At 63.5% G+C, this 25,205-nt stretch carries 22 protein-coding genes; 17 read left to right on the forward strand and 5 right to left on the reverse strand.

The window, feature by feature from the left end:
- Window positions 1-103 precede the first annotated feature (103 nt).
- Together BMY53_RS21860 and ilvA are read right to left on the reverse strand one after the other, a co-directional pair.
- Window positions 104-1,228, reverse strand: coding sequence for a nicotinate-nucleotide--dimethylbenzimidazole phosphoribosyltransferase (locus BMY53_RS21860; RefSeq protein ID WP_092948647.1), 1,125 nt, complete (start codon window positions 1,226-1,228; stop codon window positions 104-106).
- 320 nt (window positions 1,229-1,548) lie between these two features.
- Window positions 1,549-3,123: a threonine ammonia-lyase, biosynthetic gene (gene ilvA / locus BMY53_RS21865; RefSeq protein ID WP_092948649.1), complete on the reverse strand. Its 1,575-nt coding sequence runs from the start codon at window positions 3,121-3,123 to the stop codon at window positions 1,549-1,551.
- A gap of 508 nt (window positions 3,124-3,631) precedes the next feature.
- On the opposite strand from ilvA, the gene BMY53_RS21875 reads away from it, so the two are divergent.
- A complete protein-coding gene (locus BMY53_RS21875; RefSeq protein WP_092948653.1) occupies window positions 3,632-4,054 on the forward strand; it encodes an OsmC family protein in 423 nt (140 codons plus the stop codon).
- Window positions 4,055-4,147: 93 nt separating this feature from the next.
- Here BMY53_RS21875 and coq7 read toward each other — a convergent pair whose 3' ends face one another.
- On the reverse strand, window positions 4,148-4,765 hold the full coding sequence (coq7, locus tag BMY53_RS21880; RefSeq protein ID WP_255370329.1) for a 2-polyprenyl-3-methyl-6-methoxy-1,4-benzoquinone monooxygenase: 618 nt from the start codon (window positions 4,763-4,765) through the stop codon (window positions 4,148-4,150).
- A 418-nt stretch (window positions 4,766-5,183) separates the two neighbouring features.
- Here coq7 and BMY53_RS21885 point away from each other — a divergent pair, with 418 nt between their 5' ends.
- The 7 genes from BMY53_RS21885 (at window position 5,184) to BMY53_RS21915 (ending at window position 13,164) form a co-directional block, all read left to right on the forward strand.
- Window positions 5,184-6,224 (forward strand): porin, encoded by a 1,041-nt coding sequence (locus BMY53_RS21885; RefSeq protein WP_092948657.1) that lies wholly within the window; start codon window positions 5,184-5,186, stop codon window positions 6,222-6,224.
- 303 nt (window positions 6,225-6,527) lie between these two features.
- The gene (locus tag BMY53_RS21890) at window positions 6,528-7,589 is read left to right on the forward strand and encodes a porin (protein ID WP_092948659.1); all 1,062 of its coding nucleotides are present in this window, start codon (window positions 6,528-6,530) and stop codon (window positions 7,587-7,589) included.
- Between the two features lie 209 nt (window positions 7,590-7,798).
- A complete protein-coding gene (locus BMY53_RS21895; RefSeq protein ID WP_092948661.1) occupies window positions 7,799-8,776 on the forward strand; it encodes an ABC transporter permease in 978 nt (325 codons plus the stop codon).
- Between the two features lies 1 nt (window position 8,777).
- The gene (locus BMY53_RS21900) at window positions 8,778-9,992 is read left to right on the forward strand and encodes a M20 aminoacylase family protein (RefSeq protein ID WP_092948663.1); all 1,215 of its coding nucleotides are present in this window, start codon (window positions 8,778-8,780) and stop codon (window positions 9,990-9,992) included.
- A 113-nt stretch (window positions 9,993-10,105) separates the two neighbouring features.
- Window positions 10,106-11,083, forward strand: coding sequence for an ABC transporter permease (locus BMY53_RS21905; RefSeq protein ID WP_092948665.1), 978 nt, complete (start codon window positions 10,106-10,108; stop codon window positions 11,081-11,083).
- A gap of 13 nt (window positions 11,084-11,096) precedes the next feature.
- The gene (locus tag BMY53_RS21910; protein WP_092948667.1) at window positions 11,097-12,089 is read left to right on the forward strand and encodes an ABC transporter ATP-binding protein; all 993 of its coding nucleotides are present in this window, start codon (window positions 11,097-11,099) and stop codon (window positions 12,087-12,089) included.
- A gap of 34 nt (window positions 12,090-12,123) precedes the next feature.
- Window positions 12,124-13,164 carry an ABC transporter ATP-binding protein gene (locus tag BMY53_RS21915; RefSeq protein ID WP_092948669.1) on the forward strand — a complete coding sequence of 347 codons (1,041 nt, stop codon included), beginning with the start codon at window positions 12,124-12,126 and terminating at the stop codon, window positions 13,162-13,164.
- 13 nt (window positions 13,165-13,177) lie between these two features.
- On the opposite strand, the gene cyaY is transcribed toward BMY53_RS21915, so the two are convergent.
- Window positions 13,178-13,531: an iron donor protein CyaY gene (gene cyaY, locus BMY53_RS21920; RefSeq protein ID WP_404947901.1), complete on the reverse strand. Its 354-nt coding sequence runs from the start codon at window positions 13,529-13,531 to the stop codon at window positions 13,178-13,180.
- A gap of 64 nt (window positions 13,532-13,595) precedes the next feature.
- Here cyaY and BMY53_RS21925 point away from each other — a divergent pair, with 64 nt between their 5' ends.
- Window positions 13,596-13,814, forward strand: coding sequence for an LPS translocon maturation chaperone LptM (locus BMY53_RS21925; RefSeq protein ID WP_092948671.1), 219 nt, complete (start codon window positions 13,596-13,598; stop codon window positions 13,812-13,814).
- A 17-nt stretch (window positions 13,815-13,831) separates the two neighbouring features.
- On the opposite strand, the gene BMY53_RS21930 is transcribed toward BMY53_RS21925, so the two are convergent.
- Window positions 13,832-16,255, reverse strand: a complete 2,424-nt coding sequence (locus tag BMY53_RS21930; protein WP_092948673.1) for a penicillin-binding protein 1A — start codon at window positions 16,253-16,255, stop codon at window positions 13,832-13,834.
- A gap of 318 nt (window positions 16,256-16,573) precedes the next feature.
- Here BMY53_RS21930 and BMY53_RS21935 point away from each other — a divergent pair, with 318 nt between their 5' ends.
- The 8 genes from BMY53_RS21935 to BMY53_RS21970 all read left to right on the forward strand — a co-directional run bounded on the left by BMY53_RS21935 (window position 16,574) and on the right by BMY53_RS21970 (window position 24,743).
- Window positions 16,574-17,653 carry a pilus assembly protein PilM gene (locus tag BMY53_RS21935; RefSeq protein ID WP_092948709.1) on the forward strand — a complete coding sequence of 360 codons (1,080 nt, stop codon included), beginning with the start codon at window positions 16,574-16,576 and terminating at the stop codon, window positions 17,651-17,653.
- Window positions 17,650-18,270 carry a PilN domain-containing protein gene (locus BMY53_RS21940; protein WP_092948675.1) on the forward strand — a complete coding sequence of 207 codons (621 nt, stop codon included), beginning with the start codon at window positions 17,650-17,652 and terminating at the stop codon, window positions 18,268-18,270. Before BMY53_RS21935 ends, BMY53_RS21940 begins: the two co-directional genes overlap by 4 nt.
- 7 nt (window positions 18,271-18,277) lie before the next feature.
- Complete coding sequence (locus BMY53_RS21945; protein WP_092948677.1) at window positions 18,278-18,958, forward strand: type IV pilus inner membrane component PilO; 681 nt, start codon at window positions 18,278-18,280, stop codon at window positions 18,956-18,958.
- Complete coding sequence (locus tag BMY53_RS21950) at window positions 18,958-19,509, forward strand: pilus assembly protein PilP (protein ID WP_092948711.1); 552 nt, start codon at window positions 18,958-18,960, stop codon at window positions 19,507-19,509. The genes BMY53_RS21945 and BMY53_RS21950 overlap by 1 nt, the downstream gene beginning before the upstream one ends.
- A gap of 128 nt (window positions 19,510-19,637) precedes the next feature.
- Window positions 19,638-21,743 carry a type IV pilus secretin PilQ gene (pilQ, locus tag BMY53_RS21955; protein WP_092948713.1) on the forward strand — a complete coding sequence of 702 codons (2,106 nt, stop codon included), beginning with the start codon at window positions 19,638-19,640 and terminating at the stop codon, window positions 21,741-21,743.
- 10 nt (window positions 21,744-21,753) lie between these two features.
- Window positions 21,754-22,380: a shikimate kinase gene (locus BMY53_RS21960; protein WP_092948679.1), complete on the forward strand. Its 627-nt coding sequence runs from the start codon at window positions 21,754-21,756 to the stop codon at window positions 22,378-22,380.
- Window positions 22,377-23,579 (forward strand): 3-dehydroquinate synthase, encoded by a 1,203-nt coding sequence (gene aroB / locus BMY53_RS21965; protein WP_092948681.1) that lies wholly within the window; start codon window positions 22,377-22,379, stop codon window positions 23,577-23,579. Before BMY53_RS21960 ends, aroB begins: the two co-directional genes overlap by 4 nt.
- Before the next feature lie 24 nt (window positions 23,580-23,603).
- Window positions 23,604-24,743 carry a deoxyguanosinetriphosphate triphosphohydrolase gene (locus BMY53_RS21970; RefSeq protein ID WP_092948683.1) on the forward strand — a complete coding sequence of 380 codons (1,140 nt, stop codon included), beginning with the start codon at window positions 23,604-23,606 and terminating at the stop codon, window positions 24,741-24,743.
- The last annotated feature ends 462 nt before the right edge of the window (window positions 24,744-25,205 follow it).

Here is a 25,205-nt window from a genome sequence, read left to right on the forward strand (position 1 = left end):
GCACACGCCACGTAGAACGGCGATAGGCGCCATCGTCACCGCTGGTTTCAATTTTGGCCCGGCGTCCGGGCCTGGCGCTCGGCCCGGCTCTGACGCTGGGAACTCAGCGCTTCGAAGGCAAGCCCGACGATGGGCTGTTGAGTGCTGCAGAGGCACTGGGAGTGGTCCCGGCAGCCTGGGTTTGAAGATCCGTGGGACGACTGTGGATCGGGCCGTCGGGGATGTCCTGGACCTCCGTCAACAAGGCGGCGGCACAACGCACCATGGGCCAGGCCAGGGGCGCACCCGTGCCGTCACTGCAGTCCATGCCCAACTCCAGCAACGCGGCGGCGTGGAAGAGCGCGAGTGCTTCGTCCAGGCCACGGTGCGTGGTGCTGCGGCAGAAGACGGCGTAGTCCGTCACGGGGGGCGCAATCAGCGACGCCACCTTGAGCGCAGCGCAGGCGGACATACCGTCCACCAGGATCAGTTGTCGCTTGCTCGCCGCGACCAGCATCGCGCCCACCATCACCGCCAGCTCGAATCCACCAAAAGCCGCCAGCACCGCCATCGGCTCCTCCACCTCGCGGTGCCGGGCCTGCGCGCCGTGAAGCACCACCAGCAGGTGGGTCAGATCTTCTTGCGGCATGTCCGGGCCGGAGATGAGGAAGTCCCGTACAGGCATGTCCATGAGGCGGGAAAGCACCAGGGCGGCCGCCTCCGTGGCCCCCTGGCCGAGCCCGGCACAGGCCAGCACGTTGCTGCTGAGGTGGTCCGAGATTTCCATACCCACGCGCACACCTGCATGGGCCTGCTCGACCGTCATGGCCGGACCGACACGGGAATTGCGGGTGCCGTGGGCAATCTTGCGGGCCAGCAATCCGGGTTGTGGGCTCAGCGGTTCCGCAATGCCGCAGTCCACCACGGTCACATGCATCCCCTGGTTGTTGGCGAAGACGGTGGAGGGCAGCCGGTGCTGCAAGGCCAGCAATGCCTGCTCGCGGGTGGTGCGGCCATTCGGCAGCTTGACCCCATCGACGGCCAGGCCGTGGTCGCCCGCGAACAGCATGAGCGTGGGCACATCCAGCTCGGGGGTCAGCGTGTTCTGGATCAGGCCCAGGCGGACCGCCAGTGGTTCCAGCTCCCCCAGCCGTCCGGCAATGGCGCTGCGTTGCTCAAGACGGGCACGCAAGGCGCGCTCAAGCTCCGGGTTCAGCGTGGGCGAGATCAGCGACTGGTGGATGGACATGGTCGGACGCAAAGGAAGCGGCGGGTGTGGCGGTCGTGAGCCGCCATCACAGGGGATCATGCCGGGCGTATTCCGCTCGCGGTCATGATCGACATTGTGCGGTGGCGCACAATGCTGCTTCCCAGTCAAATGCAGGACGCCCCCTACGTGGGGGTCATGCTGTGCGCCCCTCGTCCGTGGACGTGGTGGCGACCCGACGCTCCTAGGGTGACCCCTAGGGAACATCGGCCGCGAGGAGTCATGCGGCGGTCCCCTGGTACGCGTCTTGAGGGCTCGCAGGCGCGATGCAGCGCTTCGTCAACCGAGGGGGCAACGCAGCATCAACGCAGAAACAGCCGGTAGACCGGGTTGTCCGTCTCCTCGGTCCACGGGTAGTTGAGTTGCTCGGCGAACGCCGTGAAGGCCTTGGCGTCTCCCTTGGGGACCTGAAGACCCACGAGGATGCGGCCGTAGTCCGCGCCCTGGTTGCGGTAGTGGAAGAGGCTGATGTTCCAGTCCGGATGCAGGTTGGACAGGAAGCGCATCAGGGCGCCAGGCCGCTCAGGGAAGACGAAACGGAACAGTCGCTCGTTTTCGGCCAGTTCGGTGCGGCCGCCCACCATGTGGCGGACATGCTGCTTGGCCAGTTCGTCGTCGGTGAGGTTGACCGTCGGGAAGCGATGCTTCTCAAACTGCCGGGCCAGCTTCTCCGCCTCCTCGCGCTTGCTGATGCTCAGGCCGACAAAAACGTGGGCCAGCTTCTGGTCGGAGATGCGGTAGTTGAATTCGGTGACGCTGCGGGGGCCGATGAGTTCGCAGAAGCGGCGGAAGCTGCCGCGTTCCTCGGGGATGGTCACCGCAAACAGGGCTTCGCGTTCTTCGCCCACCTCCGCCCGTTCCGCGACGAAGCGCAGTCGGTCGAAGTTCATGTTGGCGCCGCAGGTGATGGCAATGAAGGTCTGGCCCTTCAGGCCGTGCTGGGCCGCGTATTGCTTGATGGCCGCCACGCCCAGGCCGCCTGCGGGTTCCAGAATGCTGCGGGTGTCCACAAAGACATCCTTGATGGCGGCGCAGACGGCGTCGGTGTCCACCACCACGTAGTCATCCACCAGTTCCCGGCAGATGCGGAAGGTTTCCTCGCCCACCAGCTTGACGGCGGTGCCGTCAGAGAAGAGGCCGACATCGGAGAGCGTCACACGCTTGCCGGCCTTGATCGAACGCACCATGGCGTCCGAATCTCGGGTCTGAACTCCAATGACCTTGATGTCCGGACGCACGGCCTTGATGTAGGCCGCCACGCCGGAGATCAGGCCGCCGCCGCCAATGGCACAGAAGATGGCGTCTATCGGGCCCGGATGCTGGCGCAGCACCTCCATGGCGATGGTGCCCTGGCCGGCAATGACGTCGGGGTCGTCAAACGGATGGACAAAGGTCAGGCCGTGCTCGCGCTCCAGCGTCAGGGCGTGGTCATAGGCGTCGGTGAAGGATTCCCCCACCTGCACGACCTCACCGCCCAATGCCTTGACGGCCTCGACTTTTACGCGCGGGGTGGTCACCGGCATCACGATGACGGCGCGGCAACCGAGTTTGCGGGCTGATAAAGCAACACCCTGGGCATGATTTCCGGCGGAGGCGCAAATCACCCCTTTGTGGAGTTGCTCGGCCGTCAATTGCGCCATTTTGTTATAGGCACCGCGCAGCTTGAAGCTGAATACCGGTTGCTGGTCCTCGCGTTTGAGCCAGACCTTGTTGCTAATTCGCTTGGAGAGATCCGGGGAGAAGTCCAGTGAGGTTTCTTGTGCCACCTCATATACCCGTGCATTCAAAATACGCTGCAGATAGCTTTGATCTGCAGGTAATAGCGCCGGATGGCGTGTGGATGTGGACTTGCGCGGGGCGCGCCGTGGGCCGGCCATTGAATTCCCTCCATGCCGCTAAAGGGCGGCCGATGATGATAAGCCGTGGTTTGTTCAGGGCTGTGGGTAGCGCGAGTGCTGGGGAGGGAAAGGTTTCGCCGTTGAAGGAGGGCGGGTTGCCTCGGGTGCCGCGACTCGGGGCGGATATCGGACACTGGGCGCCCGCCCTACACGCCGAGGCGATGGACCGCCGGCGAAGCGCGCGATGGACGAAAAAAAGCCCGAGGCCTTGGGAGCCTCGGGCTGAATCCACCATGGAGGCGGTGGAGGAGACAAACGGTGCGGACGCTGTGTACGGCAGGGCTTGAGGTCCTCCAATGATGACCTCACGTGAGGCCTTCAGGGACAAGCACGGTACCGGTACGGGTAGCGCTATCGCATGCCTAGAATTCTAGGGCGGAGCATGTTGCGCTGCAATATTTTTTCTATGACTTATCGTTGGAGACAGGTCTCTAATGAGCAATATCACCGGCCCTTGTGCGGTCTGTGATGCGACGAGGAACAAGGGATGGAATGCACGATCGACTGGATGGGCAAGGACGGCATGAGCTTTGCGGCCACCACAGGCAGTGGGCACCTGGTGACCATGGACGGTGCACCGGATGGCGGCGGGCGCAACCTGGCTCCACGTCCGATGGAGATGGTGCTGCTGGGCACCGGCGGATGTACGGCCTATGACGTGGTGCTCATCCTCAAGCGCGGACGACACGATGTGCGCAATTGCCGGGTGCAATTGAAGGCTGACCGGGCGGACAGCGACCCGAAGGTGTTCACCCGCATCCACATGCACTTCATCGTGGAGGGGCGAGACCTGGCCCTGCCGGTGGTGGAGCGTGCGGTGAAGCTCTCTCACGAGAAGTACTGCTCGGCCAGCATCATGTTGGCCAAGACTGCCGAAATCACCACCTCAGTGGAACTGGTGGAAGTCTGAGACCTGCTCCCCATGCCTTGGCCCAGGGGGGGGAGGGCGGTCAATGAAAGCAGCCGCCACGCGCTTCTATCTATATGTGTAGATAGATGGCATTCAAATCCGATGGGCGGCGGTTGTCATCACCTTGGCGGCCATTCGCATCAGGCCTTTCACAGGAGCAGGCAGGTCGACCGCTCCGCGGGCACGGGCATCTTCGGCATGCTGCACCTCTTCGTCCCTCATCTGCGCGACGATGGCCCGGGAGCTGTGATCCCCAGCCGGCAGGCGGGACAGGTGATTGTTCAGGTGGGCCTCCACCTGGCGCTCAGTCTCCACCACAAAGCCCAGGCTCACCTTGTCGCCCACCAGGCCGGCGACTGTGCCAATGGCAAACGCCCCCCCGTACCACAGCGGGTTGAGCAGGCTGGGTCGGTCGTTCAGCTCGCGCAGGCGCTGCGCAGTCCAGGCCAAATGATCCAGTTCCTCCTGGGCGGCATGTTCCAGGTGCTGGCGCAGCGCCTCGTCCTTGGTGGTCAATGCCTGCGCCCTGTACAGGGCCTGGGCGCAAATCTCGCCGACATGATTGACACGCATCAGCGCAGCGGCTTCGCGGCGCTGCTGTTCGTCCAGGGGTGCATCGGCAAACTGCCCTTGTGGGGTAGGGCGCGACATGGGGGCGACGCCGGCCAATGTTTTCAGACTGTGGTCCAGTGTGGATATCCACGCATCCAGCCGAGTGAGTTGTCGGGGTGTGGAACGACCAGCGGAAAACGAGGCGCCGGGGCGAACTTCACTGGCCGTTGGCGTGCCGGTGAAAGTGCCGGCCTGTGTGTCTGTACTAACGCCAGCGTTGATGTCAGTGCGGGTAGAAGCAGTCATCTTGTGCGCCTGGTCATGCAGTGAAGGGCAGTTTAGGGGCATGCGACATACCCGCTTCGAAGGGGCGGCTTCGCATTTGTGCGAATGGGTGATGACACATTTTTTAATCGCCTACGCGTTGCTTGCATCCAACGAAATCAGGACTTTTCCGGGGAGGTTGCTGGTCAGGCCCGATCGGACCTGTTGCAATACGGCACAGCTTCATTGCAGGAGCTTGGTTTGAGGAGACCCCGGTGGGCCCCGAACCTCATTGAAGATCTAGGAGTCTCTAATGAAGAAATCTCTCGTCGCGCTGGCTGTGCTGGCTGGCTTCGCCGGTGCCGCTTCCGCTCAATCGTCCGTGACCCTGTTCGGCGTCATTGACGTCGCCGCTCGGTACACCAAGGGCAATGGCAACAACGTCAAGCAACTGACCAACGACGGCAGCAGCTCCAGCCGTTTCGGCGTCCGTGGCGTTGAAGATCTGGGCGGTGGCCTGAAGGCTGGCTTCTGGCTGGAAAGCGCCCTGTCGGCTGACAACGGCACGGCCGGTGACACCTCCACCACCCCCAACAAGTTCTGGAACCGTCGTGCTTCCGTGAGCCTGATGGGTGACTTCGGTGAAGTCCGCCTGGGCCGGGGCAAGACCTCGACCCGTCTGGTCGTAGACGACTTCGACGTCTACAGCACCACTGGTCTGGGCGACGTGACCCGCGTGTACAACACGCTGGGCAGCGGCACGCTGACCATCAACCGTGCTGACAACCTGGCTCAGTACTTCCTGCCGGGCGACCTGGGCGGTGCCTATGGTTCGTTCGACGTCGCTGCTGGCGAAGGTACCGTGGGTGCCAAGTCCTACGGCGGCCGTCTGGGCTGGAAGGACAGCGCCATCAACGTGGCCGCTGGTTACCAATCCACCGAAGCTGCTGGCGGTGCCAAGTTCAAGCAACTGTCCCTGGGCGGTAGCTATGACGTGGCCGGCGTGGTCAAGGTCAGCGGCCTGTGGAGCCAGCTGAAGTTCAATGCCTTCAAGCAGAACATCTACACCATTGGTGCCGTGGCCCAAGTGACCTCCGCCGGTTCGGTGCTGGCCCAGTTCAGCGATGCTGAAACCAATTCGTCGGCTGACCTGAGCAACACCGCTGCCGGTGATGCCAAGTTCTACACCGTGGGCTACCTGCACAACCTGTCGAAGCGCACGTCGGTGTACACCACCGCTTCGCTGATCGACAACAGCGGCCGTTCGATCTTCCGCGTGCAAGGCAACGCCGTTGTTCCCACCCGCGGCGGCAAGTCCGGTGGCTTCGACGTCGGTATCAAGCACAGCTTCTAATCCCTCCCGGATTAGCACTCGTGCAAAAGCCGCCCTTCGGGGCGGCTTTTTTTCGTCCCTACGGAATGCAACAGCACCAGCAGGGGGGCAAACCGGGTGTTCGGGAGAACGGTGAAACCGCTTCCACCTCACCTTCATATCTGCATTCCTTTGGTGCAAATACGCACCTAACAAGGGCGTAAATGTCTCCAATTTGACAGGGTAAGTGCGTGTGGGCGATCTGCAACGCGAACGATCTTCAGTTCGAACGTTCCCGCAGAATCGATCACGGCGAACGACCACATCAAACAAAGGAGACATCGCATGAAAAAAGCCGCCATGGCGCTCGGCCTGCTGGCCGCGTCGATCGGGTCTGCCTGGGCTCAGTCCAGTGTCCAGCTGTATGGGATCGTTGACGTCGGCCTGCGCTGGACGAGCAACGCCAGCGTCGGGTCCTCGGAAAAGCAGGTCATCCCGGGCGGCATGTCCCAGAGTCGTCTGGGCGTTAATGTGAACGAGGACCTGGGCGGCGGGATGAGAGCGCTGGTGAATCTGGAGCACCGGCTCAATTCGGACAATGGCACGGTCGCCGCGGCGGACTTCTGGCGGCAGTCCTGGGTGGGCATCCAGTCGGCCGACTTCGGCCGCATCATGCTGGGTCGCCAGTACAACATCCTCTTCGACATCTACACCTCGACCTACGCGTCCTTCAAGTATTCGCCCTACATCGAGGCCTACAAGCCGGAGATCGGCCTGTCCATGGGCGCTCGCCAGGACAACATGGTCAAGTACCTGGTCGAGAAGGGTCCCGTGCGCGGCGAGATCCAGGTGTCCGCTGGTGAACGAAATTCGCAGAACAAGTCGTACGGCGGTCTGCTGCGTTATGCCGAAGGCGAGATTGCAATCGGTGGCGCCTTCCTGACGGTGGAAGACACGCTGGGCAAGAAGGTGCGCGGCTATACGGCGGGTGCCGGCTACACGAGTGGCCCGTGGTATGCGAACGTCTCCTGGGCCACCAACAAGTTCGACCAGGGTGGCCTGCTGGGCGCGGCCTACACGTCGGGCCTGCTGGGTAACGTGTTGAACACGGCGGCCAACGACGTACGCAAGCGCGACATGGTGTCCGTGGGGGCGACCTACCAGTTGACGCCCCAACTGAACCTGGGCGGCCACTATTGGTATGCCCAGCAGACGCATTACTCCGCGCTGCTGGCCAACACCAAGAGCAAGGGCCACTACCTGGCGTTTGTGGCGGACTATGCCTTCTCCAAGCGGACGGACGCCTATCTTGAAGTGGACTACACCAAGCACGACGGTGCGGTGCGCTTCTCCAACGGCGCAGAAAAGCGCGGCGGCGCCATCCTCGGTCTGCGTCACCGCTTCTGAACGTCCTTCGGCGCTGACCCCAACACCGCCCTCCGGGGCGGTTTCTTTTTACCTGTCGCGTCACGCGCACGGTCACGCGCACGTTATGGACTTTCCCACTTGCCCCCGAGGGCAAGCGTCCCGGATGATGGCCACTTTACAAGTGCGCCCCTAGGGCCGGGTCGTGCCGGAGGCCAAAAGCCAAACGGCAGGTCGGCGGGCCAGACCACATGCTGGTGTTCATTCTTCGCCGCCTGGTGCAGGCCGTGGCCGTCATGCTCACGGTGGCTTTTGTCGCCTTCATGCTGTTCCAGTTTGTGGGTGACCCGGTCAGCAGTCTGGCCGGACAGGACGCCACGCCGGAGCAGCGCGAGCAGATCCGTCACGACCTGGGCCTGGACCGCTCATTCATGGTCCAGTTCGCCACCTTCGTTGGCAATGCTGCGCAGGGGGAGTTCGGCATCAGCCTGCAGCAGCGGCGCAAGGTGTCGTCACTGCTCATGGAGCGGGTGCCGGCCACGCTGGAACTCTCTGCCGTCGCCGCCGTGATTGCACTGCTGGCGGCAATTCCACTGGGTGTTTATGCCGCGCTGCGGCGCGGCAGTGTTGGCACGCAGATCGCCATGGCGGTCTCGCTGGTTGGTGTGTCCCTGCCCACCTTCCTGATCGGCGTGCTGCTGATCCTGGTGTTTGCGGTGCAACTGCAATGGCTGCCCAGTAATGGCCGGGGCGATGTGGTCACCCTGGGCGGCTGGACCACCGGCCTGCTCACGCTGGATGGCCTGCGCCATGTGCTGCTGCCAGCCATCACGCTTTCCGTCTATCAGCTCACCCTGATCATGCGACTGGTGCGCTCGGAGATGCTGGAAGTGCTGCGGGCCGATTACATCAAATTCGCCAAGGCCCGTGGCCTGAGCAACCGCGCCATCTACTTTGGCCACGCGCTGAAGAACACGCTGGTGCCCGTGATCACCGTGACCGGTTTGCAGGTGGGATCGCTGATTGCCTTTTCCATCATCACCGAGACTGTCTTCAACTGGCCGGGCATGGGCCTGCTGTTCATCCAGGCCGTGCAGTTCCCGGACATTCCGGTCATGGCCGCCTACCTGTGTCTGATCTCGATGATCTTCGTCGTGATCAACCTGGTGGTGGATTTGCTGTACTTCGTCGTGGATCCACGCCTGCGCGTGGGCGGCGGCGCCCACTGACATGAATGCATTGACAAGCGCTGCGGCCGGTAGCTACCAACGCCTGATGGAGGGCCGCGGTGATCTGGTGGCCTTGCGTCGTGAATTGCACGCGATGCCTGAACTCGGCTTTGAAGAACGCCGCACGGGCGCGCGCATCGTGCAGGCGTTGCGAGCCTGTGGCGTGGACGAGATCCACGAAGGCATCGGCCGCACCGGCCTGGTGGCGGTGATCCACGGCCAGCCAACGGCGCAACCGGGCACGCCACGCCTGATGGGCCTGCGCGCGGACATGGACGCCCTCCCGCTGCGAGAGCAGAACGACTTCGCCTGGAAATCCGCCACGCCGGGTCTGATGCATGCGTGTGGTCACGATGGCCACTGCGCCATGCTGGTGGGAACGGCCCGCTACCTCGCCCAGACCCGGCGTTTCAGCGGCACCGCCGTGCTGGTCTTCCAACCAGGAGAGGAAGGTTACGGCGGTGCGCGCGAGATGATCGCGGACGGCTTGTTCGATCGCTTCCCGGTGGAGGCCATCTACGCCATGCACAACTGGCCGCATCTGCCGCCAGGCAAGATCGGCCTGAACCGTGGCGCCATGATGGCAGCGGCGGACCGCGTGCAGATCAACATCCAGGGGCGAGGCGGCCATGGTGCACATCCGCACCTGAGCGTGGACCCGGTGCTGATTGCCGGCCACATCATTACGGCCGTACAGAGCCTGGTCTCGCGTAATGTCGCGCCGGTCGAGCAGGCCGTCGTGAGCCTGTGCGCCATGCAGGCAGGCGACCTGGGGGCCTTCAGCGTCATTCCGGAACTGGCGCAGCTCACCGGCACGGTGCGCAGCTTCAAGCCCGAGGTCCAGCAGCTGCTGGAGGAGCGACTCACTCGCCTGGTGGAATCGGTGGCATTGGGTTTCGGCGCCAGTGCCAAGGTGGACTACCAGCGGCTTTACCCGGCGACCGTCAACAGCGCGGCGGAAGCGGACTTCGCGGTCCGCGTGGCGCAGTGGCTGGTGGGGCCGGAGAACGTGGATGACGAGTTGCCACCCAGCATGGGTTCGGAGGACTTCTCGTTCATGCTGCAGGCTCGCCCCGGTGCCTACCTGCGCCTGGGCCAGGGCGGGCCCTGCGGATTGCACCAGCCGCGTTATGACTTCAATGACGAGATCCTGCCGGTGGGCGCCGCGCTGTTCGCGGCCCTGGTGGAGCAGGGTCTGCCCCTCGATGCGCACTGAGCCATGTTGAAGGCGTGCGCCTGCCCCCTCCACGGTTTCCATCAATTCAATGCGCCGCTCACCCGTCAGCCGGGCGAGCGCGCAGGCCTGCCTTCTGACGGAGTGTCCACCGCATGAGTTCCACCGCGCCGCCCCCGGTGCCACCCAACCCACCACCGTCCCCGACCGCCACGCCTGCGGCGCCTGGAGCCCTCCGTCGGTTCTTCGATGGGGATGTCTGGCACTCCTTCACCCGTTCCCCGGTGGCCATGCTGGCGGCCTTTGTGGCCCTGTTCTGCCTGGTCTGTGCTGTCTTCGCGCCATGGATCGCGCCGCATGACCCCTTTGACCTCACGTCCGTGGATCTGATGGATGCCCGTCTTCCACCGGTGTGGGTGGAGGGTGGTACCGGCAAATACCTGCTGGGCACGGATGACCAGGGGCGGGATCTGCTCTCCGCCATCATGTATGGCGCCCGCATCTCGCTGGTGGTGGGTTTTGCCTCGGTGCTGATGTCCATGGTGATCGGTGTGGGCCTGGGCTTGCTGGCGGGCTTCCTGGGCGGCAAGGTGGATGGTTTCATCATGCGTATCTGCGACGTGATGCTGTCCTTCCCTGCCATCCTGGTGGCCTTGCTGGTGGATGGCATCGGCCGGGTGGTGCTGCCGGACACCCATGGCGCGCTGGCCTTTCTGGTGCTGGTGTTGGCCATCTCCCTGACCGGGTGGGTACAATACGCGCGCACGGTGCGTGGCTCCACGCTGGTCGAGCGCAACAAGGAGTATGTGCAGGCCGCCCGTGTCATTGGCGTGAAACCACTGGCCATCATGTGGCGGCATGTGCTGCCCAATGTCACCGGTCCGGTGCTGGTGCTGGTCACGCTGCAGGTGGCGTCGGCCATCCTCATCGAGGCCACGCTGTCCTTCCTGGGCGTGGGCGTGCCGCCGACGACCCCATCGCTGGGCACCCTGATTCGCGTGGGCAGCGACTTCCTGTATTCCGGGGAGTGGTGGATCACCATCTGGCCCAGTGTGATGCTGGTGATGATTGCCCTGTCGGTGAACCTGCTGGGTGATTGGCTGCGCGACGCGCTCAATCCGCGCCTGCGCTGAACCGGGAGCCCGCATGCCTGCATTGCTTGAAGTTCGTCATCTGCGCGTGGAGTTCCAGACGCGCCACGGCACCCTGGTGGCGCTGGACGATGTGTCCTTTGATATTGCGCCCGGCGAAGTGCTCGGGGTGGTGGGGGAGTCCGGCGCCGGCAAGTCGCTGACCGGCTCGGCCATCATCGGCCTGCTGGAGCCCCCCGGCCGGATTGCCGGCGGGGAGATCCTGTTGGAAGGGCGCCGCATCGACCAGCTCACCCAGGAGCAGATGCGTCATGTGCGCGGACGCCAGATCGGCGCCATCTTCCAGGACCCACTGACCTCGCTGAACCCGCTCTATACGGTGGGGCGGCAATTGGTCGAGACCATCACGACCCACCTGAAGCTGAGCACGCGCCAGGCGCGGGCGCGCGCTATCGAGTTGTTGGCCGCCACCGGGATTCCCGCGCCGCAAGCGCGGGTGGATCAATATCCCCATCAGTTCTCTGGTGGCATGCGCCAACGTGTGGTGATTGCACTCGCATTGGCCGCCAACCCCAAGCTGATCGTGGCGGACGAACCCACCACCGCGCTGGATGTGTCCATCCAGGCGCAGATCATTGCGTTGCTCAAGCGAGTCTGCAGCGAGCAGGGGGCGGCGGTGATGCTGGTGACACACGACATGGGGGTCATTGCCGAAACCTGCGATCGCGTCGCTGTCATGTATGCGGGCCGCATTGCGGAGATCGGCCCGGTGCAGGAGGTGATCCACCGGCCCGGCCATCCCTATACGGTGGGCCTGATGGGTTCCATTCCGGCGATGGATGAGGACCGCGAGCGGCTGCTGCAGATCGACGGGGCCATGCCGCGTCTCAATGCCATCCCGTCCGGTTGTGCCTTTCACCCTCGTTGCCCCAGCGCCTTTGAGCGCTGTCACCAGCAGCGGCCGGAGTTGATGCAGGCGCCAGCGACCGCAGCCGCCTGCTGGTTGCACGCGCAGCCCGTGGGCACCCCTGCCCGAGTCCCCGCATGAAGGCCAGCATGTTTGCGAGCTTGAGGAGTTTCCGATGAGCGTGGTCACCGACACCCGTGAGGCGGTGCCGTCCGCCAGTGCGGCGCCTGTGCTGGTCGAGGCGCACGAGTTGTCCAAGACGTTTGATGTGTCGGCCCCCTGGCTCAACCGGGTCATCGAGCGCCGGCCGCGTCAGTATGTGCATGCGGTGGATGGGGTGAGCTTCCAGATCCCGCGCGGCACCACACTGGCGTTGGTGGGGGAGTCCGGCTGTGGCAAGAGCACCGTGGCGCGGCTGCTGGTGGGGCTCTACAAGCCCAGTCGCGGGCACGTGCGCATTGATGGCGAGGAGATTGCCACGACGCTGGCTGGGCCAGGGGCTCAGGCCCTGCGGCGGCGCATGCAGATGATCTTCCAGGACCCCTATGCCAGTCTGAATCCACGCTGGAAGGTGCAGGACATCGTCGCGGAGCCGCTTCGTGAGCACGGGCTGGTGAAGGATGGGACGGCGCTTCAGCGCCGGGTGGCTGAACTGCTGCAGTCGGTGGGCATGTCGCCAGCCGACGCGCAGAAGTTCCCGCACCAGTTCTCTGGTGGACAGCGCCAGCGCATCTCGATCGCGCGGGCCCTGGCCACGCAGCCGGAATTCCTGGTGTGTGACGAGCCCACGTCGGCGCTGGATGTGTCTGTGCAGGCCCAGGTGCTCAACATCATGAAGGACCTGCAGCGCGAGCGCGGGCTCACCTATCTATTCATCTCGCACAACCTCGCGGTGGTGCGGCATGTCGCGGATCAGGTGGGGGTGATGTATCTGGGCCGGCTGGTGGAGCAGGCGGAGAAGCGCGCGCTGTTTGCTACGCCGCGGCATCCGTACACCCGCATGCTGCTGGATGCCATCCCCGACATTCACATGACCGGGCGGGCCCGGACGCCGGTGCGCGGCGAGGTGCCCAACCCGCTGAATCCGCCCACGGGCTGCAGCTTCCATCCACGTTGCCCGCATGCCAACGAGCGCTGCCAGCGTGAGCGTCCGGCCCTGCTGAGCCTGCATGGCGTGCGGGTGGCCTGCCATGCCGTGGAGGAAGGGCGGATCTGAGAGGACTTTGGCGTCAGGCTCGGTCGAAACTCAGCGGCTTGCCGCCATGAAAGCTGGTTTCCTGCGACAGGCGTTCAAAGAACTCGACCCCGTCCTTGGTATCGCGCCAGAAGCCGTCGATGAACTTGAAGTGGTAGCCACCCCGGCGGCTGGCGAGCCACAGCTCATGCAGCGGTGGCTGGGTGTTCACGACGATCTTGCTGCGGTCCTCGAACTGCAGTTCCAACAGGCCGCCGGTGCGTTGCGGATCGATGTCGATGCGGTCTTCTTCCAGCCAGGCGTCAGCCTGTTTCTCGATGCTGGCGAGCACGGCGGACGTGCGGGCATCGTATTCGGCGTCGGTCAGGGGCGTGGAGATGGCGGTCATGGGGCGTGGACTCGCTAGACTGGAGTCCATGAATCAGATGAAAACCCAAAGTGTAGGCCCGTCGATGCGTCGTTCCCATTCGCAAGGCGGCAAGGCCCTGACCAGCCTGATGTTGTCAGCGGCCCTGGTGGCCCTGTCGAGCGGTGTCGCCGGCTGCGGCCAGAAGCGCCCGCTGCAACTGCCCACCACTTCCAAACCCGGCACGGGCGCGGTGACAACCCCCGTACCCAAGGCCGACCCCGCATCCGCCCCAGCCAGCGCCGCCCTCATGCCCCAGCGCTAACGAGACGGGTTGAGCCTTCACCGTTTAAAGAGGTCGAGGATGCCTTTCTTCTCGTCTTCAGTGCCCGAATCGGGCACGTGGTCGTCGCCGGTCAGCGCACGTACGCCTTGGTTGCCCGCGAATTCGTCGTAGTACCACTCGCCATTCACATTGGTCACGCCCGTCGGCGGCGGCTGGATCTCGGCCACCGGTGTATTGCGCAGCGCGTACTGCATGAACTCGATCCACACCGGCAAGGCCAGGCCCCCACCGGTTTCCCGGTCGCCCAGCTTGCGCGGCTGGTCATAACCGATCCACACCACCGACACCAGGTCGGGCTGGAACCCGGCGAACCACGCATCCATCGAGTCGTTGGTCGTGCCGGTCTTGCCGTAGAGGTCCGGTCGCTTGAGCACGGCCTGCGTGCGCGCTGCCGTGCCGCTGCGTGCCACTTCCTGCAGCAGGCTGTCCATCAGGAAGGCATTCCGGGGCTCGATCGCTCGCTGGCTTTCGTCCGGGGTTTTGGGGACAGCCTGGTAAAGCTGCCGCCCCTGGTGGTCGGTGATGCGCTGAATCAGCGCCGGGCCGACGCGATAGCCGCCATTGGCGAACACGGAATACGCCTGTGCCATCTGCATGGGCGTGACCGAACCCGCCCCCAGCGCCATGGTGAGGTAGGCGGGATGCTTGTCCGCATCAAAGCCGAAGCGGGTGATCCACTCCTGGCCGTACTTCACGCCGATGGACTGCAGCACGCGGATGGACACCATGTTCTTGGACTTGGCCAGCGCGCGGCGCAGCGGCATGGGCCCGTCGAAGGTGCCGTCGTAGTTCTTGGGCTCCCAGGGCTGGCTGCCGGTGGTGCTGGCGTCGAAGAACAGCGGCGCATCATTGACGACGGTGGCGCCATTGAAACCCTTCTCCAGGGCTGCGGAATAAATGAAAGGCTTGAAGCTCGAGCCCGGCTGGCGCCACGCCTGGGTGACGTGATTGAACTTGCTCTTGTTGTAGTCGAAGCCGCCCACCAGGGCATGCACGCTGCCATCCTTCGGATTGAGGGCCACCATGGCACCTTCCACCTCCGGCAGCTGGGTGATGGTCCATTCGTCCTTGTTGTTGCGCAGCAGTTTCACCACGCGGATGACAGCCCCACGGCGGATGCGGGTCTTGGGATTTCCCTTGTCGGACAGCCCGGACGTGGCGGGTTTCAGGCCTTCGCCCGTGATGGTGAGGCTCTCACCGCTTTGCAGGGCCGCCACCACCTTCTTGGGGTCGGCCTCCAGCACCACGGCCGCCAGCAGCTCGTCATTGGCCGGGTGGTCGCTCAAAGCCTCCGCCACGCGGGTGTCGAGTTCCTTGGGGTCGGCGGGAAGGTCCACATAGGCTTCGGGGCCGCGGTACACCTGGCGGCGCTCGTAGTCCATGATGCCGCGGCGTAGCGCGCGGTAGGCGCGCTCCTGCTCGTCGGACTTCAGCGTCAGGTAGACATTCAGGCCGCGGGTATAGGCCTCGTCCCCGTATTGGCTGAAGATCAGCTGGCGGGCCAGCTCCGCCACATATTCGGCATGGCTCACCGCCTCCTGCGGCGGGCGGATGCGCAGCTTCTCGGCCTTGGCCTGCGCATGCTGCTCGGGGCTGATGAAGCCCATCTCCAGCATCCGGTCGATGATGTATTGCTGGCGCAACGTCGCGCGGCGCGGATTGTTGATCGGGTTGTAAGCAGATGGTGCTTTTGGCAACCCGGCGAGCATGGCCGCCTCGGCAATGGACAGCTCTTTCAGGGGCTTGCCGAAGTAGACCTCGCTGGCCGCAGCGAAGCCGTAGGCGCGATGACCCAGGAAGATCTGGTTCATGTAGATCTCGAGGATCTTCTCCTTGGGCAGTGCCGTCTCGATCTTCAGCGCCAGCAGGATTTCATAGATCTTGCGGGTGAAGGTCTTCTCGGTGGAGAGGTAGAAGTTGCGCGCAACATGCATGGTGATGGTGGAGGCCCCCTGGCTCTTGGACTCCCCAACATTGGCCAGGCCGGCGCGGATCACCCCCAGATAGTCCACCCCACCGTGCTGGTAGAAGCGCGCGTCCTCGATGGCGAGCACCGCGTCCTGCATGACCTTGGGGATGTCCCGGATATTGGAATAAGAGCGCCGCTCCTCTCCATACTCCCCCAGCAGCTGGCCGTCGGCGGACAACACCCGCAAGGGCAGCTTGGGCTGGTAGTCGGTGAGGCCGCTGATGTCGGGGAGGCTGGGATAGGCCATGGCCAGGGCCATGCCTGCCAACAAAGCCACAGACAGCACGCCTGCGAGTAACAGTCCGAACAACCAGCCTACCGCGCGCAGCAGCCAGTGCCGCGGCTTGGCGCGCTGTTTCGCACGCCTTGGGGTGCCGCGATCCCGCGGGTCGGCGGCGAAGGAGGAAGAGGAGGGATCCTGGGAGTCTTCGGAGGTTTTCTTCGCGGGCATGAGCAAAGTGTGCATTTTTGCGGGCCAACCGCTCCTGATCAGGGGCTGCACGGGTGCTAATCGGGCCGCGAGCGGCGATTATAGGAAGCCGTTTCGGTCGTCGTTTGGCTGACCGATGCGAACAGCAACCTTGCGCTCGCGCGCACGCTTTCTGGGCACTATTTCGGCTTATGGCACCTTTTCGTGGCGTGTATGTTACGCAACGCGGTGTTACGTGCTGTGACTGCTTTGCCTTGGGGCATCAAAGGCTTTGCTGCTAGCATTCAAGTAACTTATTAACAAACCGGCGCAGTGTGCGGCGCGTTGGGGGAACGCATCATGGGGTTGTTGGACGTACTACTGGGACGCACCCATCCGCCCATGATTGGCCTGGACATTTCATCGTCCAGCGTCAAGCTTGTGGAGCTGAGTCAAAACGCGAGTGGGGAATACGTTCTTGAACGTTTTGCCACGGAGCCTTTTGAAAAGGGATGGATTACCGATGGCCAGATCGAGAAATTCGACGAGGTCGCGGAGGCTGTGCGCCGTGTGGTGATGCGCAGCGGCAGCAAGACAAGGCATGCGTCCTTGGCGATGCCGCAGTCTGCAGTCATCACCAAGAAAATCATGCTGCCTGCGGGCCTGCGTGAAGAAGAGCTGGAGCTTCAGGTCGAAGCCGAGGCGAATCAATACATTCCGTTCTCGCTGGACGAGGTGAGTCTGGACTTCTGCGTCATCGGGCCGAGCCCGACGTCCGTGGGTGATGTCGAGGTGCTGATTGCCGCGTCCCGCAAGGACCGTGTGCAGGACCGCCAGGCCCTGGCCGAGGCGGCCGGTCTGCGCCCGGTAGTGCTGGATATTGAATCGCACGCCTCGCGCATGGCCATGGGCCGGCTGGTGGAGACCCTGCCCAACGAGGGCAAGGACGCACTGGTGGCCCTCTTCGAAATTGGTGCCGACACGACCAGTCTGAAGGTGCTGCGTGACGACGAAATGCTGTATGACCGGGATCAAGCCTTTGGCGGTTCCCAGCTCACCATGCTGATTTCGCGCCAATACGGTTTCTCGTTTGAGGAAGCCGAGCAGAAGAAACTCAATGGCGAACTGCCGGAGGACTATGAGAGCCAAGTGCTCAATCCTTTTGTCGACAGTTTGTCGCAGGAAATCGGCCGCGCGCTGCAGTATTTCTTCACCAGCACACCTCACCATAAGGTGCACTACGTGATGCTGGCTGGCGGAACTGCCACGCTTCCTGGCCTGAAGGAACGCGTGACCGAATTGACCGGATTCGCCTGCATGGTGGTGAATCCCTTTGAAAACATGGTGCTTGGCTCCGCAGTGCGTGAAAACAAGCTGCGTCGTGAAGCACCGGCCTACCTGACAGCCTGCGGGCTGGCGATGCGGAGGTTTTTTCAGTGATTCTGATCAACCTGCTCCCGCATCGCGAGGAGAAACGCAAGCGCCGTGAGACCGCGTTCTACGTGGGTCTGGGCATGTCGCTGGTCGCTGGCGCGCTGGTCGCCGGGGTGATTTATCTGCTGCTTGAGCAGATGACGTCGTCCCAGGTCGAGCGCAACAACTTCCTGAAGTCGGAGATCACCAAGCTCGACGAGCAGATCAAGGACATCGCCACGCTGCGCGCCGAAATCGACGCCCTGCGGGCCCGCCAGCGTGCGGTGGAAGACCTGCAAAGCGATCGCAACACGCCGGTGCACCTGCTCAACGAGCTGGCCAAGTTCACGCCTGAAGGCATCTACCTGCAAGGTATTCGCCAGACCGGCAAGTCCGTGATCGTGAACGGTCAGGCGGCTACCAATGAGCGTGTGTCCGAGATGCTGCGCAACCTGGGCCACACCGACTGGCTGGATAACCCCGAGCTGGTGGAAATCAAGCTCGCGGCCAACAACTCACGTGATGCTCGCCGCCTGTTCGATTTCTCGATGAAGGTGGCCATCAAGGCTGCAACGCCGGAGGCCGTAGCTGGGGCCGCCAGCGCACCGGGCGGCGTGAAGCCGGCTCCGGCCAACAAGAACTGAGGACTGCATGGCTGACCTCAAAAACCTGGATCTGAACGCCTGGTTCGCGGATTTCTCGAGCCAGTTCCAGAACCTCGATCCCAAGAAGCCCGGCCAGTGGCCGACCGCGCCCAAGATCGTCACCTTCATCTTCGTGGCCGTGGCTGCGGTGGCGGTGAGCTGGTTCGTGTTGCTCTCCGACGCCAATGACGCCCTGGAGGCCGAAAAGGCGCGTGAGCCGCAGCTGAAGGAAGACTATCGCGGCAAGTTGGCACAGGCTGTCAACCTGCCCGAGCTTCGCAAGCAAAAGCGGCAAGTTGAGGAATACGTCCTGCAACTGGAAAAGCAGTTGCCTGGCAAGGCTGAAATGGACGCGTTGTTGTCCGATATCAATCAGGCGGGCCTGGGCCGTGGCCTTCAGTTCGAACTGTTCCGTCCGGGGCAGATCGTGATGAAGGACTACTACGCCGAGCAGCCCATCGCCCTGAAGGTGTCCGGCCAGTATCACGACATTGGCTCGTTCACCGCAGACGTGTCCAACCTTTCCCGGATCGTGACGCTGCATGACCTCACCATCTCGGCACCGCAGGGTAGCAAAGGCGACACCGCGCATCTGACGATGGAAGCCACCGCCCGTACCTACCGCTATCTCGACCCTGCGGAAGTGGAAGAGCAAAAGCGTGCGGCCCAACCAGGGAAGAAGAAATGATGCGTGTCACGCTCACTCGCACCCTGCTGGGCAGGACGCTCGCACTGAGCCTGTGCGGCATGGCGTTGGTCGGTTGCACGTCCTCCACCGACGAACTGCAGCAGTGGATGGAAGAGCAGCGTCAACAGACCAAGCCTTCCGTCAAGCCGCTGCAACCGCCCAAGAAGTTCCTGCCCCAGCCGTATGAAGCCATGAATGGGGTGGACCCCTTCAGCACCCAGAAGCTGACAGTGGCCTTCAAGCAGGAAGCTGCGCAGCCCAGTTCGCTGCTGGCGTCTGAAATGAAGCGCCGCAAGGAACCGCTGGAAGCCTTCCCGCTGGACGGCATGTTCATGGTGGGCAGTGTGGTCCGCGGTGGACGCCAGTTTGCGTTGCTGAAGGTGGAAAACCTGCTGTATCACGTCAAGGCGGGTGACTACCTGGGCCAGAACTTTGGCCGGATCACCAAGATCAGCGAAACCGAAATCACGTTGCGAGAAGTCGTCCAGGACGCTGCGGGCGAATGGATTGAACGCACCAGTACTCTCCAGCTACAGGAGCAGGGACGATGAAGACTTTTGTGGAGAACGCTTCCATGAGCGCCCGAACGAGTGACCCGTCGACGAACGGGACCAGCCAACCCAAGACCCGCTCCGGCTCCTGGCGTGTGCTGGCCTGTGCCCTGGGCCTGGCGGCCCTGATGCCGGTGCAGGCATTCGCGCAGAACATCATCCGCTCCATCACCTCGACGCAGCAGTCCGGCAACGATGTCATCCGCATCGAGTTGTCCAAGCCGCTGACCGAAGTGCCCAAGGGCTTCGCCGTCCAGGTCCCGCCGCGTATCGCGCTGGACCTGCCGGGCGTGAGCAACGGTCTGGGGCGCAACACGGTGGACATCAACACCGGCAACATGCGCACGGCCAATGTGGCCCAGGCGGGTGACCGGTCGCGTGTGGTGCTGAACCTGCGTCAAGCCAGCACCTATCGTGCCCAGCTGCAGGACAGCGCGCTGCTGATCTTCCTGGACTCGACACCTGCGCCGCAGCCCACCGCTGCCGCCGAGACCGCGACGGCCACCGGCGCGACGACCGAGCCGCTGCACTTTGCTCCCAGCCAGAATGCCGGCGTGCAGACGCTGCAGGACATCGACTTCCGCCGTGGTGCCGATGGTGCCGGCCGCGTGATCGTGAACCTGCCCAGCAGCCAGATCGGCGTGGACATCCAGCAGCAAGGCAAGAGCCTGGTCGTGGAGTTCCCGCGCAGCTCGCTGCCTGAGCGCCTGCGTCGCCGCATGGACGTGACCGATTTCGGCACGCCGGTGGATACCGTGGTGGCCACCCAGCAGGGTGACCGTGTCCGCGTGATCGTGACGCCCAAGGGCAATTGGGAGCACAGCGCCTACCAGAGCGACAACCAGTTCGTGCTGGAAGTGCGCCCGCAGAAGGTGGATCCCAACAAGCTGACGCAAGGTCCCGGCTACGCTGGCGACAAGCTCAGCCTGAACTTCCAGAACATTGAAGTGCGTGCCCTGCTGCAGGTCATTGCCGACTTCACCAACTTCAACGTGGTGACCAGCGATGCCGTGACCGGCAACGTGACCCTGCGCCTGAAGGATGTGCCCTGGGACCAGGCGCTGGACATCATCCTGCAAGCCAAGGGCCTGGGTCTGCGCAAGACCGGCAACGTCCTGTGGATCGCGCCGAAGGAAGAACTGGCCACCAAGGAAAAGGCCGAGCTGGAAGCCAAGAACCAGATCACGCAACTGGAGCCGCTGCGCACGCAGTCCTTCCAGCTGAACTACACGAAGGCTGAAGAAATTGCCAAGGGTCTGACCGGCCAGAACAGCGGTGGCTCGGGAGGGGGTAATTCCAACACCACTCGCATCCTGTCCCCCCGTGGCAGCCTGATCTTTGAAACCCGCACCAACCAGCTGTTCATCAGTGACATCCCTTCCAAGCTGGAAGAGATTGCCGCGATGATTGCCAAGATCGACATCCCGGTGCGTCAGGTGCTGATCGAGGCGCGTATTGTTGAAGCCAGCGACACCTTCGGTCGCACCTTGGGTGTGAAGCTGGGCGCGACGACGGCCAAGCCGATCAGCGTGGGCGACAGCCGTGTCAGCATTGGCGGCAACTACACCGCTATCGGTGCGCAGACAGGTCAGGTGACTGACACGGTGGACTTCACCAACACCCAGTTCGTGAACTTCGGTGCCAACACCACCTCGGACGTATTCTCCGGCGCCAACGCCGCCACCTTCGCGGTGTCGTTGTTCGGCTCCAGCGCCAGCCGCTTCCTGAACCTGGAACTGTCGGCCCTGGAATCGGATGGCAAGGGCAAGATCGTGTCCAGCCCGCGTGTCGTGACGGCTGACCAGACCAAGGCACTGATCGAGCAGGGTGAAGAAATCCCGTATCAGCAAGCCACGTCGAGCGGCGCCACGTCGGTGACCTTCAAGAAGGCTGTGCTGAAGCTGGAAGTCACGCCGCAGATCACGCCGGAAGGCAATGTGATCCTGACCGTGGACGTGAACAAGGACAGCCGCGGTACGCTGACCACCATGGGTTACGCCATCAACAACAAGCATGTGCAGACGCTGGTGTTGGTCGAGAACGGCGGGACTGTGGTCATCGGTGGTATCTACACGCAGGACGAGCAGGAATCCGAGAACAAGGTGCCTTACCTGGGTGACATCCCCTTGCTGGGCAATCTGTTCAAGAACCGTGCTCGCACCACCAGCAAGACCGAACTGCTGATCTTCATCACCCCCAAGGTGGTGAGCGACCGGATCTCGGCCGCACGTTGATCCCGCGTTGATGAAGCTGTCCCTGGTCGGCATGCCCGGCGGTGGTAAGTCCACCGTCGGCCGGGTGCTGGCCAGGCAGCTCGATGCGCCATTTGTTGACGCCGACGCCGAGATTGAAAGACATCTCGGCGGCGAGACGATCAAGGACTACTTCGCCCGCATGGGCGAATCGTCGTTTCGGGACCTGGAAACGCAGGTCATCGCCGAGCTGCTGAACCAACCTGGCGAGATGGTGCTGGCCACTGGCGGCGGCGCGGTATTGCGTGACATCAATCGCGACCGGATGCAGGAGCATTCGACGGTGGTGTATCTGCGCTCCTCGCCTGACGAACTCTTCCGCCGTCTGCGCCATGACACCACACGTCCGCTGCTGCAGGTGAGCAACCCCATGGCCAAGCTGCGTGAGCTCTATGCCCAGCGGGATCCGCTCTATCGCCGCTGTGCCCACTTCGTGCTGGAAACCAGCCGGCCTTCGGTGCAGGGGCTGGCCAACATGATCCTGATGCAGCTGGAGCTGGCGGGGCATATCGACCCCGCCCGGGTGGCTGCCACAGTTGGTGCGAACCCCACGCCCCTCCCGCCTGTCGGGGAGAACCCGGGGCGGGGCGGCAAGGCCCCGTACACTCCGGGGACATGAGCGCTTCAGCCCCAGTTTCCTCCGCATCCGCTTCCATTCCTGCCACGCCTGCCGCTGGTGCCTTGGCCTGCGTGCCCATCGATCTGGGTGACCGCAGCTACGACATCCGCATCGCGCCCGGGCTGCTGGACCAGCCAGAGACCTGGGCCGGCCTGCCGCGAGCCAGCACGGCGCTGATCGTCACCAATGACGTGGTGGCGCCGTTGTATCTGGAGCGGCTGCGCCAGCGTCTGGCCAGCGTGTATGGTCGGGTTGAAGCGTTGGTGCTGCCGGACGGCGAAGCCCAGAAGAGCTGGGAGAGCCTGGATCTCATCATCGACCATCTGCTGGCCGCGACGGCAGACCGAAAAACGGTGCTGTTCGCGTTGGGCGGTGGTGTCATTGGCGACCTGACCGGTTTCGCGGCGGCAATCTACATGCGTGGCGTGCCCTTTGTGCAAGTTCCCACGACGCTGCTGGCGCAGGTGGATTCATCGGTAGGCGGCAAGACGGCCATCAACCATCCGCGCGGCAAGAACATGGTGGGTGCGTTTTATCAGCCTGCCCGTGTGGTGGCCGATCTGGACACGCTGGACACTCTGCCGGACCGTGAACTCTCTGCCGGCCTGGCGGAGGTGATCAAGTACGGCCCCATTGCTGATGTCGCCTTCCTGGGCTGGATCGAAAACAACCTGGGTGCCTTGCTCGCCCGGGACAAGGCTGCGCTGGCCTATGCGGTGCAGCGCAGCTGTGAGATCAAGGCCTGGGTGGTGGGGCAGGACGAGCGCGAGTCCGGCCTGCGAGCCATCCTGAACTTCGGCCACACCTTTGGGCATGCCATCGAGACCGGCATGGGCTATGGCGTCTGGCTGCACGGCGAGGCGGTGGGTTGCGGCATGGTGCTTGCGGCTGATCTGTCGGCGCGGCTGGGGCTGGTGCCAACTTCGTTTGTGGATCGCATGAAGCGCCTGATTCAGGCGGCGGGTCTGCCGGTGGTGGCACCCGCGCTGGGCCTGGCTCGCTATCTTGAACTCATGCAGATCGACAAGAAGAACGAGGGCGGAGAGATCCGTTTCGTGGTGATCGAGGGGCTGGGCAAGGCGGGAGTGAGGGCTGCCTCCACCGAACTGGTGGCCCAGGTGCTGGACACCCACAGCGGCCCCGTGGCTGACCCCGGACGTGCCGGGGGGATCCCGGAACCGGCCCGCCGGGGCGACTGACCCACGACACCTGATCTTCACACCATGACCGATACGCTGCGTGCGCCTTATGCCTCCCACCCCGAACGCAGCCGAGGTCGTCGATTTCCGGAACCGCCGGCGCCGACGCGAAGTGACTATCAGCGTGACCGGGACCGTATCGTCCACAGCAGTGCTTTTCGGCGGCTGGTTTACAAGACGCAGGTGTTTTTGAACCATGAGGGCGATCTGTTCCGTACGCGGCTGACGCATTCCTTGGAGGTGGCGCAGTTGGGGCGCTCGGTCGGGCGCAGCCTGGGGCTGGATGAGGACCTGATCGAGACCGTGGCTCTGGCGCATGATCTGGGCCACACGCCGTTTGGTCATGCGGGGCAGGACGTGCTGAACGACTGCATGCAGGCGCATGGCGGCTTCGAGCACAACCTGCAGTCCTTGCGGGTGGTGGATCAGTTGGAGCAGCGGTATCCGCAGTTTGACGGGCTGAACCTCAGCTTCGAGAGCCGCGAGGGCATCCTGAAGCATTGCAGCAAGCGGGATGCGCAGCGGTTGGAGGCGGGCGAGCCGGGTGGGGTGGCGGCACGTTTCATCGTTGGGGGGCAGCCGAGCCTGGAGGCCCAGTTGTGCAACCTGGCCGACGAGGTTGCCTATAACGCGCATGACGTGGACGATGGCGTAAGGTCGGGGCTGGTAACGTTGGCGCAGTTGGAGCAGGTGCCGCTGGTCAAGCGCTTCCTGGATGAGACGCTGGCCGAATACCCTCGGCTGACGGACAAGCGTCTGCTGGCGGAGACCATCCGGCGCATGCTGTCCCAGCAGGTCTACGACATCATTGGCGCGACGCGTTCCGCCATTGAGGAGGCGGGTATTGCGTCGGCGGACGAGGCGAGGGCGGTCGGGCCGCTGGTGCGGTTCAGCCCGGAGATGCGGCACGCCAGTACGGAGCTGAAGCGCTTCCTCTTTGCCAACCTTTATCGTCATCCGGCGGTGCAGGACAAGCGAGCCGGTGCCGAAGAGGTGTTGAGAGATCTGTTCCAGATCTATCTTCATGATCCCACCAAGCTGCCGGCAGACTGCGCCAATAGCGATGACCACCCACGCGCTTGCGCTGACTACATCGCGGGGATGACGGATCGCTACGCGTTGCGGGAACACGAACGACTGACTGGGAAGAGGCTCCTTGGCTGAGCATTTCCCTTTGGGTTCCGTTAGCTGAGGTACGGATCCTCGTTTTGTGGTTTGTGGTTTTGGCTCAGGCTTTTGCCTTTGCCTTTGCCTTTGCCTTTGCCTTTGCCTTTGCCTTTGCTTTGGGTTTGGATCTGGCCTTGGCCTGCGCTGGGAAGCGCCAATTCGGGGGCTGTTTACTCCATGTCCCTCCTGTCTGGGCTCCGCCCAGCCATTCCTTCCTGATACTTTCCCTCCTGCTTCCTTCGCGCTGATGGAAGCCCGCCACGTGACCCTGGATACCTTCCTGGGTTCTATCCCGAAGTTAAGAGTGGGGCACGTTGGTCGGATTCGACGCTGTAGCTCGGACGGTGTCTTGGGGCGCCGCCGGTGTTTGCCCGGCGGCGACCTCGCGTATCAGGATGCGCATGTCGAATAGGCGCGCTCATTGAGGAGGTTGGTCATGACTTCGATGGTGGGGGTGGA

The organism is Roseateles sp. YR242 (assembly GCF_900109745.1).
Lineage (GTDB): Bacteria > Pseudomonadota > Gammaproteobacteria > Burkholderiales > Burkholderiaceae_C > Roseateles.

Coding starts and splice junctions, on each gene's coding strand:
- BMY53_RS21860 (WP_092948647.1), bottom strand. CDS start 1,228: ATGTCCATCCACCAGTCGCTGATCTCGCCCACGCTGAACCCGGAGCTT.
- ilvA (WP_092948649.1), bottom strand. CDS start 3,123: ATGGCCGGCCCACGGCGCGCCCCGCGCAAGTCCACATCCACACGCCAT.
- BMY53_RS21875 (WP_092948653.1), top strand. CDS start 3,632: ATGGAATGCACGATCGACTGGATGGGCAAGGACGGCATGAGCTTTGCG.
- BMY53_RS21885 (WP_092948657.1), top strand. CDS start 5,184: ATGAAGAAATCTCTCGTCGCGCTGGCTGTGCTGGCTGGCTTCGCCGGT.
- BMY53_RS21890 (WP_092948659.1), top strand. CDS start 6,528: ATGAAAAAAGCCGCCATGGCGCTCGGCCTGCTGGCCGCGTCGATCGGG.
- BMY53_RS21895 (WP_092948661.1), top strand. CDS start 7,799: ATGCTGGTGTTCATTCTTCGCCGCCTGGTGCAGGCCGTGGCCGTCATG.
- BMY53_RS21900 (WP_092948663.1), top strand. CDS start 8,778: ATGAATGCATTGACAAGCGCTGCGGCCGGTAGCTACCAACGCCTGATG.
- BMY53_RS21905 (WP_092948665.1), top strand. CDS start 10,106: ATGAGTTCCACCGCGCCGCCCCCGGTGCCACCCAACCCACCACCGTCC.
- BMY53_RS21910 (WP_092948667.1), top strand. CDS start 11,097: ATGCCTGCATTGCTTGAAGTTCGTCATCTGCGCGTGGAGTTCCAGACG.
- BMY53_RS21915 (WP_092948669.1), top strand. CDS start 12,124: ATGAGCGTGGTCACCGACACCCGTGAGGCGGTGCCGTCCGCCAGTGCG.
- cyaY (WP_404947901.1), bottom strand. CDS start 13,531: ATGACCGCCATCTCCACGCCCCTGACCGACGCCGAATACGATGCCCGC.
- BMY53_RS21925 (WP_092948671.1), top strand. CDS start 13,596: ATGCGTCGTTCCCATTCGCAAGGCGGCAAGGCCCTGACCAGCCTGATG.
- BMY53_RS21930 (WP_092948673.1), bottom strand. CDS start 16,255: ATGCCCGCGAAGAAAACCTCCGAAGACTCCCAGGATCCCTCCTCTTCC.
- BMY53_RS21935 (WP_092948709.1), top strand. CDS start 16,574: ATGGGGTTGTTGGACGTACTACTGGGACGCACCCATCCGCCCATGATT.
- BMY53_RS21945 (WP_092948677.1), top strand. CDS start 18,278: ATGGCTGACCTCAAAAACCTGGATCTGAACGCCTGGTTCGCGGATTTC.
- BMY53_RS21950 (WP_092948711.1), top strand. CDS start 18,958: ATGCGTGTCACGCTCACTCGCACCCTGCTGGGCAGGACGCTCGCACTG.
- pilQ (WP_092948713.1), top strand. CDS start 19,638: ATGCCGGTGCAGGCATTCGCGCAGAACATCATCCGCTCCATCACCTCG.
- BMY53_RS21960 (WP_092948679.1), top strand. CDS start 21,754: ATGAAGCTGTCCCTGGTCGGCATGCCCGGCGGTGGTAAGTCCACCGTC.
- aroB (WP_092948681.1), top strand. CDS start 22,377: ATGAGCGCTTCAGCCCCAGTTTCCTCCGCATCCGCTTCCATTCCTGCC.
- BMY53_RS21970 (WP_092948683.1), top strand. CDS start 23,604: ATGACCGATACGCTGCGTGCGCCTTATGCCTCCCACCCCGAACGCAGC.